We start from the raw sequence: 13,225 nt of genomic DNA, 5'->3' as shown, positions 1-13,225 counted from the left end.
CCGACATCGATGTGATCATCACGGAGGAAAGATCCATGTTTCACGTGGAACGTAAATCTGCAGAGTTGGTACCAAAGGATACTCAGGGCGCTCTCTCAGCAGCTCGGCTCCATCTCGAACCGCCCGTGACAGTAAGGATGAGCACAGCAGGGCGAAAAGACTTCCCAAAGGCGACATGCAGACTGCAGGACAGGTTTGCGCAGTATTGTGAGCGGATGATTGTGCTCCAATGGGCATACCAATGACCTCATCTCGTACGACGGACAAACTTTTCACGCACGACAGGCTGAACCAGGCTGCCACAAAAGGCGGTGACGGACCGCACGTCAGACGCGGCCGAATCAGCGCGAACAACGCAAACCGGCCGACGTAGGCGAGCGGACCATCCAGCCCAGCCAAGAAAGCCGTCCTAGCCAATAAGTAACGTCCTTGGTTCACGTGATCAACCGCCGAGGCGTCTTTGGTTTCACGTGTAACGCACGGGCCCCGGCTAGGTCCCCTTCCGGGATGGACGACTCATCACTGAAGTATTCGAGCACAAACTGCACGAGCCGCCGCAGGAGGGTCGAGAGCCCACACCTCAGGGCACTGGATCAGCCATCCGCAGGAGTGAGGCATCAGCCATACTAAAGCTCGTGGAGCTCATACTTGGAACCGCCGGGGGCGCGACCTGGATGAAGGTTCAAGAGTGGGTGGACAACTCACCCGCGCCATCGAACGACGCTCCCAGCAGCCCAGAGAGAGGCTCATACGGCTTCAGCCAAGTTCCGACAGTCCGATGGACCCGAGAGGCGGTTTAGGGACCTCCATGGACGCACACAACCTGTCTCCTCGGAACCTTCCGTGACGAACGCGGAGAACGGCCCTGACGTTAGAACCAACAGCGCCTTGGATTCAACCAACGGCGCCGACATATACCCGTTACTCCACATCACTCAAAAGCGACCCCAGGCCTGAACACACTAGGCCCCTCGTGCAAGGATGCTCGGAAACGGCAAAAGGGCCCACTCCAATGAAGTGAACCCTTTTCCGATGATAAGGAGCCTCTAGCTTTCTGCCCCAGGACTCAACACATCCATAATCCGGTTGAGATCTTCCACGCTGGCGAACTCAATGCTCACCCGGCCCTTGCGGGCGCCAAGTGTGATCTTCACATTTGTATCCAGGCGATCAGACAAGGACGAGGCCAAGTAGTCCAACCGTTCGTGCCGTGCGTTGGGCTTGGGAATTGAATTCTTGGTGGGCGCAGCAGGCTCTTGGTAAAGCGCCACTGCTTCCTCTGTGGCCCTCACGGACATGCCCTCAGCCACAATCTTCTGGGCGAGCCTTTCCATCGCGGCCGCGTCCGGCAGGGACAACAATGCACGGGCATGCCCGGCGGACAAAACATTAGCTGCAACCCGGCGCTGCACCAGGGGCGGGAGCTTCAGCAGGCGAAGAGTATTGGAGACCTGCGGGCGGGACCGGCCGATGCGGTCAGCCAATTGTTCGTGCGTCGTTCCAAAGTCCTCAAGGAGCTGCTGGTAAGCGGCGGCTTCTTCCAAAGGATTCAGCTGGCTCCGGTGGAGGTTCTCCAGAAGTGCATCCCGGAGGAGGTCATCATCGGTGGTGTCACGAACGATCGCAGGGATGGTGTCCAAACCCGCGGCCTGCACAGCACGCCAACGACGCTCACCCATGACCAACTCATACGGTTCTCCACCCTTTTCGGTTGAAGTGCGTACAACAATTGGCTGGAGGACACCGATTTCCTTGACCGAGTGCACAAGCTCTGCCATGTCGTCTTCATCGAAGACGGAACGGGGCTGCTTTCGGTTCGGGTGAATGTCCGTGACGGGGATTTCCGCGAAACGTGCTCCTGGAACCTCCACCAGGTCGGTCTGTGGTTCAGTGTGTGCCGGTGAAGCGCTTGCTTCGGGGAGTGCGGTCGTCGGGCTTTCGTCTGAAGCTTCCGGAGCAGAAGCCGACGCTGCCTGCTTGGAAGAGACCGCCGAAGATGAGCCTTTCGCAGCAGCCGTCTTCTTGGTCGGAGCCTTGGCATCCGACTTGGCGCTCGACCTGGACGACCCAGCCTTCGAATCTGCTGCTCGTGTGGCCGAAGCGTCAGAAGCATCGTCGTCTGGTTCGGCCGGCGCGGAAACAGATTCGGGCTCCGGGGCTTTCCGGGCATCAGGGAAGAACAGATCCACAGGACGAGACGGCGAAGCGCCAGCTCCTTGGACCCCGGCGGAGGCCGAGCTGGGAATGAGAGCCCCAAGACCCCTGCCAAGGCCTCTTCGCTTTTCGCTCATTAGTTCTTCCCTCCGATGGAATAGCCGAGCGTGGAGTAGCCCAGGCTCTTGCAGTGTTTCAAGAATTCTAGCGTTCTGCGATTTCAGCAGCGGCTTCCATGTAGGAGAGAGCGCCGCTGGACGAGGGATCGTATGTCATCACTGTTTGCTGGTAGCTCGGCGCTTCGGAGATACGCACAGACCGAGGAACTACGGCGCTAAGAACCTGCTGGGGGAAGTGCTGGCGCACTTCGGAGGCGACCTGTGCCGCCAGGTTCGTCCGGCCGTCATACATGGTCAGCAGGATGGTGGAAACCACCAGATCAGCGTTGAGGTGCTTCTGAATCATTTCGATGTTCTTCAGCAGTTGACTCAGACCTTCCAGGGCGTAGTACTCACACTGGATGGGAATCAGTACTTCGCTGGCTGCACAGAATGCGTTCACTGTCAGCAGGCCCAGACTGGGAGGGCAATCAATAAAGATGTAGTCGAGGCGGCCTTCGCCGTTCTTTTCGCGTTCTTTCGCGTAGACGTCGATCGCCCGGCGCAGGCGCTGTTCGCGGGCCACGAGGGACACAAGCTCGATCTCCGCGCCGGCCAGGTGGATAGTGGCCGGAGCGCAGAACAGGTTGGGGATGTCCGGGCAAGGTGCCACTACGTCCTTCAGGGGAAGGTCGTTGATGAGGACGTCATAAATGCTGTCTACATCAGCGTGGTGCTCGATGCCGAGGGCGGTGGAGGCGTTGCCCTGGGGATCGATGTCGATGACCAGAACGTTCAGGCCGGCAGACGCGAGGGCCGCTGCGATATTGACCGTGGTGGTGGTCTTGCCGACGCCACCCTTTTGATTGGATACCGTGAAGATCCTGGTTCGCTCAGGTTTGGGCAACTGCCGACCGATCAAACGTTCCCGCCGCCGGGTCTCGTTTGCCAATTGGCGTGCGATGGGGCTTGAATCGTCGATCGAGTCCATAACGTTGGGGCCATCATCGGCCACAGTTTCACGTGAAACTGTTCTATCAACCGAATTCGTGCGAACGGAAGCAGGCTGCAGCGTGCTCGGCGGTGTGGCAATAGACCGCGCGGACCCCAACGACATAAATGGGGGGATCCGCTGCGTGGAGGTTTCGCTACTGCCCACTGGTCACACTCTCACTCTCATTCGGCGCTTGCTGCCGTTCTCTAGCCTAACTGCTCAGCCGCCGACACGCGGGAAACCAAGCGGTGGCTAAGCTGTCTTTCCGGGCTTGTTGACGATGATCCTCACCACGGTGGTGGGTTCCTCCAAAAGCTCCTGTCCGCACACCACAACCGACGTTTCTACGCCGCCAAGCTTACGAATAACCTTCTTGGCCTTCTCGATCTCCTCGGCTGCGCTGCGCCCCTTGATAGCCACGACCTCGCCCTTCCCGTTGAGCAACGGAATGGTAAGGCCAGCCAAATTGCTCAGGGCAGAGACGGCGCGGGCAGTCACAACATCAGCGTCAACCAGACCCACTGCAAGCTCGGCACGGGTACGCATCACGGTAACGTTGTCGAGTCCAAGATCGTCAACAACTTCCTGGAGCCAAATCACGCGCCGTTCCAGCGGCTCAATCAGGGTGAGCTCAAGATCAGGACGTGCAATGGCCAAGCACAGGCCCGGAAGCCCGGCCCCGGAACCAACGTCGGCCACGTGACTGTCTTTTGCGATCGCAGACTCGATGACGGCACAGTTCAACACATGCCGACCCCACAGACGCGGAACTTCCCGGGGACCAATGAGGCCGCGTTCAATGCCGGAGGTGGCCAAATGTTCAACGTAGCGCTTGGCAAGATCCAGGCGCTCCCCGAAGATCTTCTCGGCCGCCTGTAGTTCTGTTGCGGAGATGTCTACCATGGGCCGTTAGTCAGCCGAAACCACGATGTGACGTCCGGCGCCTTCGCCTTCAGATTCGGAAACGAATCCGAGGTCGGCGACGGCGTCGTGGACAATTTTGCGCTCGTACGCGCTCATCGGTTCCAGCGCAACGGTTCCACCGTTCTCTTTCACCTTGGCAACTGCGTCCTCTGCGATCTGCTGAAGGACCCCGGCGCGGTCCTTGCGGTATCCGTTGATGTCCAGCACCAACCGGGAGCGGCTATCGGTAGCGGAAAGCACGGAGAGGCGGGCCAGCTCCTGCAGTGCCTCAAGTACTTCACCGTCACGGCCTACAAGGCTTTCCAGCGCGGGTGATTCCTCTTCGGCAGCAATGGAGATGTAGGTCCGGCCATTGCGGACCTCGATGTCGATGTCACCGTCGATGTCTGCGATGTCAAGGAGTTCCTCGAGGTAGTCGGCGGCAATATCGCCTTCCTCTTCCAAACGGCTGGCCGTCTTGGACAGGGTCTCTTCCTGGGCGTCGTCCTGGGCCTCAGTCACGGCGTCGGTTACTTCCTCAGTGCTCTCAGCAGACATTACTTCTTCTTCCTGTTCTTACGTTGCGGCTGGACGCGCTGCGCCCGTGCCTCGGCGGCAGCAGCGGCGGCGGCAGCCTCGGCGTCGTCGTTCTTCTTGCCCGCCAGCGGCGGCAGGCCCTTGGCAGCACGGCGTTCCTCCAGCGCCTTGGCGGCGGGGGAACCCGGGGTGGGCATACGGCGGATGACGAAGAACTGCTGGCCCATGGTCCAGAGGTTGGTGGTGGTCCAGTAAATGAGGACACCGATCGGGAAGTTGATGCCACCGATGCCGAAGACCAGAGGCAGGATGTAGAGCATCATCTTCTGCTGGCGCATGAACGGGCTGGCGAGTGCTTCCTCGGACATGTTCTTGGCCATGATCTGCTTCTGCGTGATGAACTGCGATGCAGTCATGGCAAGGATCATGATGATGGACAGCACCCACACAGCAACTGCGCTGCCGCTGCCGCTGGGGTCGCCGTGCAGCAGGGAAGCGGACAGCGGGGCACCAAAGATGCTCGACTGGTCGAACTGCACTACCTGCTCGTGGCTCATGGCGCCAATGCCCTGGCCGGCCTTGGCGTTGGTGGAGATCCCGGACAGCACCTGGAACAGGGCGAAGAAGAACGGCATCTGGATCAGCATCGGCAAGCACGCGGAGAACGGGTTTGTGCCGTGCTTCTTGTACAGGGCCATCTGCTCCTGCGCCATCGCCTGGCGGCTGAGCTGGTCTGTTTTGCCCTTGTATTTGGTCTGCAGTTTCTTCAAGTCGGGCTGCAGGAGCTGCATGCCGCGCTGGGCTTTGATCTGCTTGACGAAAACAGGGATCAGGGCGGCACGGATAACCAGCACCAGGCCAATGATGGACAGGGTCCAGGTCCAGCCGTTCGCTGCGGGCATTCCAAGGAAGCTCAGTCCCTCGTGGAAGCCAACCATGATGATTGACACCAGCCACTTGAACGGAAACATGATTGTTTCAAAGAAGTCCATACGATATCCCTATTCGTCAGGCCGCCGGGCGGCCTTCTTCATCAGCCTGAGCAGCCAGGAACTGGTCCGGGTTGTTCAGTACAACAATTGTGGGCGTCCGGCCTTCCGGCCAATGACGATGGCCGGCGGGGACATGGTCCACTCCACCGGCATTCCAAGGGTGGCATTTGGCGAGCCTTTTGGCTGCGAGCCAGCTGCCCTTCACGGCGCCGTGCACCGTGACCGCCTCCAGCGCATAGGCCGAACACGACGGGAAGAAACGGCATACCTGGCCGTACAGGGGCGAGACCACCTTGCGGTAGGCCTTCAGCAGGAGAATGAGGACGTTCCGTGGCAGGTCCCAAACAAACCGGCCGACTATGGCCAGCCAGGTTGGAGCGGGAACCTCATTCCCGGGGTCGCCGGAGGAAGGAACGACGGCGGCACTATGGTTATGCACGCGGTGTCCCTTCCGTAGTGGTGCCGTTGCGGTCCTGCGAAGCGTTGCGTGGAGCTGAGCCACCCAATCGCTTCGTCGTCACTGCCAATGCGGCGTTGTAGTCATTCAGCAACTGCTCCCAGCTGGCGGTTGCAGCTGCCGGCAGTGCACGGACTACGACCGCCAGGCCCGTTCCATGCGTTTGCAAGGACAGCGCGCCTGCTTCTCTCAGTCTCCTCTTAACGAGGTTCCTGGTCACGGCGTTCCCGACGGCTTTGGAGACAATGAAGCCGATACGACTCGGCTCCCCGGCCCCGATAGGAGCCGTATATAACACTAAGTTCCGGCGTCCATTACGGACGCCGGAACGTACAGTTGTTGAAAAGTCGGTAGACGTCCGAAGGCGGTTTGGGGTGGCTAGCACCGTCGAACCCCCGAGAGGACCCTGGCCGACAAGTCAGTTATTTAAGCCGACAGCTCGACGCGGCCCTTGCCGCGACGGGCAGCCAGGATGGCGCGGCCGGCACGGGTGCGCATACGAAGGCGGAAGCCGTGCTTCTTGGCCCGACGGCGGTTATTCGGCTGAAAAGTCCGCTTGCTCACGTTAGTTACTCCAGTGGATCAAAGGTGCGCCCACCCGATCAAAAGGGGAAGAACTGGCCGACGCTAAGTTTTGTATGTGGCCGCCGCCGCTGCCTCTCGCACGGTAAACGCACGGAGATGCAACTGATCTCAAAAGCGGACACAAAGGACTTCACAACGTTAGGGCAAAAATGGACCCCCAGTCAAACCGGAGGGCGGCCCCGAAGCTGTCCACAACTGTGGCAAACGACCTGCATCAGCCTGTGGATGAACTGGCTCACAGCCACCGATCGGGAACAACAACGGTGTAATTATCCACAAGCAACTTCCCAGCTATCTTCTAGAGAAATCATCCCCTAGAGTGGCTCAGTAGCCCATTGTCCACCCGCTGTGCATAACTCTGTGGATTAATCCATGGAACACGTACCAGCCGGATGCCCTTCGGCTGCCAGCAACGCAGGCAAGCAAGTATTTAGGAACACATTGATGACAGTAGACGAAGCCAACCACGCCAATACTGTCGGAAGTTCCTGGCGCCGGGTGCTGAGCCTGCTGGAGCAAGATGACCGGGTATCTCCCCGGCAGCGCGGTTTCGTCATCCTCGCCCAGGCCCAGGGCCTGATCGGTTCCACCCTGTTGGTGGCCGTTCCCAACGAGCTCACCCGCGAAGTCCTCCAGACGCAGGTCAAGGACGCTCTGGATGATGCCCTGCGCAATGTCTTCTCCGATGACATCCGCTGCGCGATCGACGTTGATACCGATCTGGTGCCGGTCCACGAGGAGCCTGAACCCGCCGTCGAGCTTTCCCCGGTCCCGGACCTGGCCGCGGAGCCGAAGCCGCAGCCGACTCCTCCCAGCACCTCCCATGAATTCGGACGCCTGAACCCGAAGTACATTTTCGATACTTTCGTGATCGGTTCATCCAACCGCTTTGCCCATGCGGCAGCCGTAGCCGTGGCCGAAGCGCCTGCGAAGGCCTATAACCCGCTCTTCATCTATGGAGACTCGGGCCTGGGCAAGACCCACCTGCTCCACGCCATCGGCCACTACGCCCGGCGCCTTTACAGCGGCATCCGCGTCCGCTACGTCAACTCCGAAGAGTTCACCAACGACTTCATCAACTCCATCCGTGATGATGAAGGCACCAGCTTCAAGACCACATACCGGAACGTTGATGTGCTGCTGATCGATGACATCCAGTTCCTGGCCGGCAAGGACCGTACGCAGGAAGAGTTCTTCCACACGTTCAACGCCCTGCACAACGCCAACAAGCAGGTGGTCATCACCTCGGACCAGCCGCCCAAGATGCTGGCAGGGTTCGAAGACCGGATGACTTCACGGTTTGAATGGGGTCTCCTCACGGACATCCAGCCGCCTGAACTCGAAACGCGCATCGCCATCCTCCGCAAGAAGGGCCTGAGCGAGGGTCTTTCAGCGCCGGACGATGCCTTGGAGTACATCGCTTCCAAGATTTCCAGCAACATCCGTGAGCTCGAAGGTGCGCTCATCCGCGTTACCGCCTTCGCCAGCCTGAACCGGCAGCCGGTGGATGTGGCATTGGCCGAGATGGTGCTCAAGGACCTGATCACCGACGACGGCGCCCAGGAGATCACTGCGAAGCAGATCCTCGACCAGACAGCTGACTACTTCAAACTCAGCATGGAAGAGCTCTGCAGCAAGTCCCGGACCCGGACGCTGGTGACGGCCCGGCAGATCGCCATGTACCTCTGCCGTGAGCTGACAGACATGTCCCTGCCCAAGATCGGGCAGGAACTGGGTGGACGCGACCACACCACCGTCATCCACGCCGATCGCAAGATTCGCGAACTGATGGCCGAGCGCCGTGTGATTTACAACCAGGTCACCGAGCTGACCAACCGCATCAAGCAGCAGCAACGCGACTCCTGAATCCACAGACGTTCCGCGCACTACATACCTTATTAACAGGCGCATGTGGATAACCCTGTGGATTGTTAAGGGGACAAGCGCGCTTAATGGGCTTAAAACCCTTAAGGCATCTGTGGATCGTTAAAAACGGGCTTCCGGGTTGTCCCCATCCACACCCTGTTTAAAACCCAGTTAACGCACAGTCCGTGAACAGGGCTTAACCGCGGAACCGCGCGGCGAAAGCCACTTATCCACAGTTTCCACAGCAGTTATTAACACTACGAATCCCAAAAAATTGAAATCCCTCAAATAACAATCTCGTTCCTCCACGCCCCGAGGCACCACTGATGTAGAACTCCAACCGGCCACAGGCCGGCCGGGGACTGTCCACATAGGCGGGGTCCCGCCGGCCGGGGATGGGTTAATCCCCGATCTTGCGGCTAAGCTGTCACCAGCGCTCCCATCCCTGGGTTGGTTTTGTAGTTCGTTGTGTGCGGACCATGCACCTGTGGACGCTGGAACGCGGAATTTTGGCGGCTTCCATGGCTGGAATCCGCAGCTATTATTTGGCAGCAATGAAAGGCGGCACCCCTCCGTGAAGTTCAGAGTCGACCGCGACGTCCTGGCAGAAGCCGTTACGTGGACCGCGCGGTCGTTGTCTCCGCGGCCGCCGGTGCCTGTCCTCTCCGGCCTCCTCCTCAAAGCCGAGGCAGGAACCGTCAGCCTGTCCAGCTTTGACTACGAAACCTCGGCCCGCCTCGAGATTCCGGCTGACATCACCACAGAGGGCACCATCCTGGTGTCCGGTCGACTCCTGGCAGATATTTGCCGAAGCCTCCCCTCAGCTCCGGTGGAAGTGGAAACCGACGGCAGCAAAGTCACCCTCACCTGCCGTCGAAGCAGCTTCCACCTGGCAACGATGCCCGAGTCCGAGTACCCGGCGTTGCCTGCACTCCCTGCGATCAGCGGCACCTTGCCGGGTGATTCGTTCGCGCAGGCCGTCTCCCAGGTGATCATCGCTGCCAGCAAGGACGACACCCTGCCCATCCTCACCGGTGTCCGCATGGAGATCGAGGATGACATGATCACCCTTCTTGCCACAGACCGCTACAGGCTCGCCATGCGCGAAGTGCCCTGGAAACCCGTAACTCCGGGCATCTCCACCAGCGCCCTGGTCAAGTCCAAGACCCTGAACGAGGTAGCAAAGACCCTTGGCGGAAGCGGTGACATCAACGTTGCCCTGGCCGATGACGACAGCCGCCTCATTGGCTTCGAGAGCGGCGGCCGCACCACCACGTCGTTGTTGGTTGACGGTGATTACCCCAAGATCCGCTCGCTCTTCCCGGATTCAACACCGATCCATGCCACGGTCCAGACCCAGGAACTCGTGGAAGCCGTACGCCGCGTGTCCTTGGTTGCCGAACGCAACACACCGGTGCGCCTTGCCTTCACCCAGGGCCTGCTGAACCTGGATGCCGGCACCGGCGAAGACGCCCAGGCCTCCGAAGAACTCGAGGCACAACTTTCAGGCGACGACATCACGGTAGCCTTCAACCCGCACTACCTGGTTGAAGGCCTCAGCGTCATCGAAACGAAATACGTGCGCTTCTCCTTCACGTCAGCTCCCAAGCCCGCCATGATCACGGCGCAGGCCGAGGCCGACGGCGAAGACCAGGACGACTACCGCTACCTCGTGATGCCTGTCCGCCTTCCCAACTAGCCACTACCGCCACCTACGCAGAAAAGAGTTCACAGCGTGCACATCGGACTGATTGGCCTTGGAAAAATGGGGTTCAACATGCGGGAACGCATGAGGAACGGTGGCATTGAGGTAACAGGCTTTGACCGCAATCCGGACGTCACGGACGTTGCTTCGGTGGATGAACTGATCGCCGCGCTGCCTACGCCAAGGTTGGTCTGGGTGATGGTTCCTTCCGGCGAAATCACTGACGCGGTTGTGAACGAGCTGCGCGGGAAATTGAGCGAGGGCGACCTCGTCATCGATGGCGGCAACTCCCGCTTCACCGAAGACCAAAAGCACGCCGCCGCGTTGGCCGAAAAGGGAATCCGTTTCGCTGACTGCGGTGTTTCCGGCGGAGTTTGGGGACTTCAGAACGGGTACGGCCTGATGGCCGGCGGTTCCGATGAAGACATCGCACTTGCCATGCCGGTCTTTGATGCCCTCCGTCCCGAGGGCGAAAGAGCTGACAGCTTTGTGCACGTAGGCGGTGTAGGCGCGGGCCACTACGCAAAGATGGTGCATAACGGCATCGAATACGGCCTGATGCAGGCCTATGCCGAAGGCTACGAATTGCTGGCGGCCAAGGACATCGTGAAGGACCTTCCCGGTACGTTCCGGGCGTGGCAGAAGGGCACCGTTGTCCGCTCCTGGTTGCTTGACTTGATGGTCAAGGCACTGGACGAAGACCCGGGCCTCGCCTCCATCGATGACTACGTCGAGGATTCCGGCGAAGGGCGCTGGACAGTGGAAGAAGCGATCGCAAACGCGGTCCCGGCTCCGGCAATCACGGCGGCGCTTTTTGCCCGGTTCGCTTCCCGCGAGGACACTTCACCCGCCATGAAGATGGTCTCGGCGCTGCGCCACCAGTTCGGCGGCCACGCCACCCGTCCGGCCAACTAGCCGCAGGAGCCACTCGAACAGCGTGTATCTGGAACATCTCTCGCTCACGGATTTCCGCAGCTATGCACAGGTAGACCTCAAGCTCGGTCCAGGTGTCACCGTCCTGGTGGGGTCCAACGGCATCGGCAAGACCAACCTCATGGAAGCCATCGGGTACTTGGCTACCCTCAGCTCCCACCGTGTGAGCAGCGACGCCCCGCTGCTGAGGTTCGGCACCGAGCGTGCCATGATCCGCGCCCGCCTGGTCCGCGGCGAACAGTCGAGCATCATCGAAGTCGAGATCAATGCCGGCAGGGCCAACCGCGGACGCATCAACCGCGGAAATCCGGTACGGGCGAGGGATATCCTCGGCATATGCCAAACGGTGCTCTTTGCCCCGGAAGACCTGGCTCTCGTCAAGGGAGACCCCTCCAACCGGCGGCGTTTCCTGGATGAGCTCCTGGTCAGCCTGGTCCCGCGGCATGCTGCCACGCGCAGTGACTACGACCGCGTCCTGAAGCAGCGTAACGCCCTCCTGAAATCTGCCCGAACCGGAAAATTCACCGCGGGCCATGAGACCACCCTTGACGTCTGGGACCAACATATGGCCCGTGCCGGTGCACAGCTTCTGCACGCAAGGCTCGAGTTGGTGGAACGCCTCCGCCCGCATCTGAACAGCGCTTACGCGCAACTCACCGACGGTTCAAAGATCGCCGGCGCGGTTTACCGCTCAACCATCCAGGGCGTACTCGACGACGACGGCGGTCCGGCCGAACAGCCCACGCAAGGCCCGCCGTCGGGCGAGGAACTCCGGCTGTTGTCCGTTGACGAACTCACCGAACGCTATATCCAGGCGTTTGCCGTAGCCCGCAAGAAGGAACTCGAACGCGGGATCTCGCTGGTTGGCCCGCATCGGGACGAGCTCGAGCTGATGCTCGGCCAAGCACCGGCCAAGGGGTACGCCTCGCACGGTGAGACGTGGTCCATGTGTTTGTCCCTGCGCTTGGCTTCCTACTACTTCATGCTCGATGACGCACGCACCGGCGGGACCGCGCCCATTCTCATTCTTGACGATGTCTTCGCCGAGTTGGACGTCCAGCGACGGCGTAAACTGGCAGCAATCGTGGCCGGCGCCGAGCAGGTGCTCGTGACGGCCGCGGTCGACGCCGATATTCCGGAGGAGCTGGCCGGACGGCGCGTAACCGTTGTTCCGGGAGGCATCGATGGTGAAGGGTGACGCTGACGGACTCCAACCCGACCGGGTTCCCGACCAGATCGACGCTGCCCAGGCGGCCCTGAACAGGATGCGCGAGGCGGCCGCGGCGCGAGGCGAAGTGCGGCAGCGGGCACCCCGGCCGGGGACGACTCAAAAACGAACCGGGCTCCGGGGAACCAAAGGCTTCTCGCAATTCCATGGAAGCGGCCGCGACCCGTTGGGATTGGGAAAAGTGGTTGGGCGCCTGGTGGCCGAACGTGGCTGGACGTCACCCGTTGCCGTGGGCTCCGTCATGGCTGAATGGGCCACCCTGGTGGGGCCGGACATCTCGGCGCACTGCACGCCTGAGAGCTTCACGGACACAACCCTCCAAGTGCGCTGCGATTCAACCGCGTGGGCAACGCAGCTGCGCCTGCTGAGTTCGAGCCTGCTTGAGCTGTTCCGGAAGGAACTCGGTGAGGGCGTGGTCACCAGCATCCAGGTCCTCGGACCCTCGGCACCGAGCTGGCGGAAAGGCGGCCGCAGTGTCAACGGTCGCGGCCCCCGGGACACATACGGCTGAGCGCCGTGCAGGGCGTTTCAAGGACCCCGGGGCGTATAGGCACCCACCTCCACCTCCGCAGGGCCGTCCACGATAGGGCCAACGGCCTCTCATCGGCATATTCAGCTGTGAGCCGCCCTCTTATTTGCAGGGATTAGCGTTTTTCCACGATAGAATTGGCACAGATCACTGAGCGCCGATGAAACGTCGTCAGGGCTTTGGAATCCGCCAGTCGGGAACCAGGACCCCTCACGCCGGAGTAATCGGCGCAATCAGTCACGTG

12 protein-coding genes and 1 pseudogene are annotated in these 13,225 nt (G+C 60.6%); 5 read left to right on the top strand and 8 right to left on the bottom strand.

All coding sequences use genetic code 11. The features are described from left to right. Positions 1-1,046: 1,046 nt before the first annotated feature. From OCL88_RS04700 to rpmH, 8 genes are all read right to left on the bottom strand, one after another. Positions 1,047-2,291 (bottom strand): ParB/RepB/Spo0J family partition protein, encoded by a 1,245-nt coding sequence (locus OCL88_RS04700; RefSeq protein WP_264961766.1) that lies wholly within the window; start codon positions 2,289-2,291, stop codon positions 1,047-1,049. 67 nt (positions 2,292-2,358) lie between these two features. After that, positions 2,359-3,411, bottom strand: a complete 1,053-nt coding sequence (locus OCL88_RS04695) for a ParA family protein (RefSeq protein ID WP_308292727.1) — start codon at positions 3,409-3,411, stop codon at positions 2,359-2,361. An 87-nt stretch (positions 3,412-3,498) separates the two neighbouring features. Beyond that, a complete protein-coding gene (gene rsmG, locus OCL88_RS04690) occupies positions 3,499-4,149 on the bottom strand; it encodes a 16S rRNA (guanine(527)-N(7))-methyltransferase RsmG (RefSeq protein WP_264961765.1) in 651 nt (216 codons plus the stop codon). 6 nt (positions 4,150-4,155) lie between these two features. Further along, on the bottom strand, positions 4,156-4,707 hold the full coding sequence (locus OCL88_RS04685; protein ID WP_021473162.1) for a protein jag: 552 nt from the start codon (positions 4,705-4,707) through the stop codon (positions 4,156-4,158). Then, a complete protein-coding gene (gene yidC / locus OCL88_RS04680; RefSeq protein ID WP_021473163.1) occupies positions 4,707-5,678 on the bottom strand; it encodes a membrane protein insertase YidC in 972 nt (323 codons plus the stop codon). Before yidC ends, OCL88_RS04685 begins: the two co-directional genes overlap by 1 nt. Before the next feature lie 16 nt (positions 5,679-5,694). Further along, positions 5,695-6,045, bottom strand: coding sequence for a membrane protein insertion efficiency factor YidD (gene yidD, locus OCL88_RS04675; RefSeq protein WP_264961797.1), 351 nt, complete (start codon positions 6,043-6,045; stop codon positions 5,695-5,697). 64 nt (positions 6,046-6,109) lie between these two features. After that, entirely contained in the window at positions 6,110-6,520 is a 411-nt protein-coding gene (gene rnpA, locus OCL88_RS04670) for a ribonuclease P protein component (RefSeq protein WP_166186250.1), read from the bottom strand. Between the two features lie 41 nt (positions 6,521-6,561). After that, a complete protein-coding gene (gene rpmH, locus OCL88_RS04665) occupies positions 6,562-6,699 on the bottom strand; it encodes a 50S ribosomal protein L34 (protein WP_011776797.1) in 138 nt (45 codons plus the stop codon). A 465-nt stretch (positions 6,700-7,164) separates the two neighbouring features. Here rpmH and dnaA point away from each other — a divergent pair, with 465 nt between their 5' ends. From dnaA to OCL88_RS04640, 5 genes and pseudogenes are all read left to right on the top strand, one after another. Next, entirely contained in the window at positions 7,165-8,586 is a 1,422-nt protein-coding gene (gene dnaA, locus OCL88_RS04660) for a chromosomal replication initiator protein DnaA (RefSeq protein ID WP_021473165.1), read from the top strand. Positions 8,587-9,160: 574 nt separating this feature from the next. Next, positions 9,161-10,285, top strand: coding sequence for a DNA polymerase III subunit beta (gene dnaN / locus OCL88_RS04655; protein ID WP_021473166.1), 1,125 nt, complete (start codon positions 9,161-9,163; stop codon positions 10,283-10,285). A gap of 3 nt (positions 10,286-10,288) precedes the next feature. After that, positions 10,289-11,206: pseudogene (gene gnd / locus OCL88_RS04650) on the top strand (phosphogluconate dehydrogenase (NAD(+)-dependent, decarboxylating)); the annotation flags it as partial. Between the two features lie 22 nt (positions 11,207-11,228). Further along, complete coding sequence (gene recF / locus OCL88_RS04645; RefSeq protein WP_264961764.1) at positions 11,229-12,422, top strand: DNA replication/repair protein RecF; 1,194 nt, start codon at positions 11,229-11,231, stop codon at positions 12,420-12,422. Then, on the top strand, positions 12,409-12,963 hold the full coding sequence (locus OCL88_RS04640) for a DUF721 domain-containing protein (protein ID WP_264961763.1): 555 nt from the start codon (positions 12,409-12,411) through the stop codon (positions 12,961-12,963). The genes recF and OCL88_RS04640 overlap by 14 nt, the downstream gene beginning before the upstream one ends. Positions 12,964-13,225 lie beyond the last annotated feature (262 nt).

This window comes from Paenarthrobacter sp. PAE-2 (assembly GCF_026013155.1).
Classification (GTDB): Bacteria; Actinomycetota; Actinomycetes; order Actinomycetales; family Micrococcaceae; genus Arthrobacter; species Arthrobacter ureafaciens.
This window is presented reverse-complemented; position numbering and strand designations above follow the sequence as displayed.

Bases quoted from the DNA above. Each gene is read 5' to 3' on its own strand.
- OCL88_RS04700 (WP_264961766.1), bottom strand. From the start codon at position 2,291: ATGAGCGAAAAGCGAAGAGGCCTTGGCAGGGGTCTTGGGGCTCTCATT.
- rsmG (WP_264961765.1), bottom strand. From the start codon at position 4,149: ATGGTAGACATCTCCGCAACAGAACTACAGGCGGCCGAGAAGATCTTC.
- OCL88_RS04685 (WP_021473162.1), bottom strand. From the start codon at position 4,707: ATGTCTGCTGAGAGCACTGAGGAAGTAACCGACGCCGTGACTGAGGCC.
- yidC (WP_021473163.1), bottom strand. From the start codon at position 5,678: ATGGACTTCTTTGAAACAATCATGTTTCCGTTCAAGTGGCTGGTGTCA.
- dnaA (WP_021473165.1), top strand. From the start codon at position 7,165: ATGACAGTAGACGAAGCCAACCACGCCAATACTGTCGGAAGTTCCTGG.
- OCL88_RS04640 (WP_264961763.1), top strand. From the start codon at position 12,409: ATGGTGAAGGGTGACGCTGACGGACTCCAACCCGACCGGGTTCCCGAC.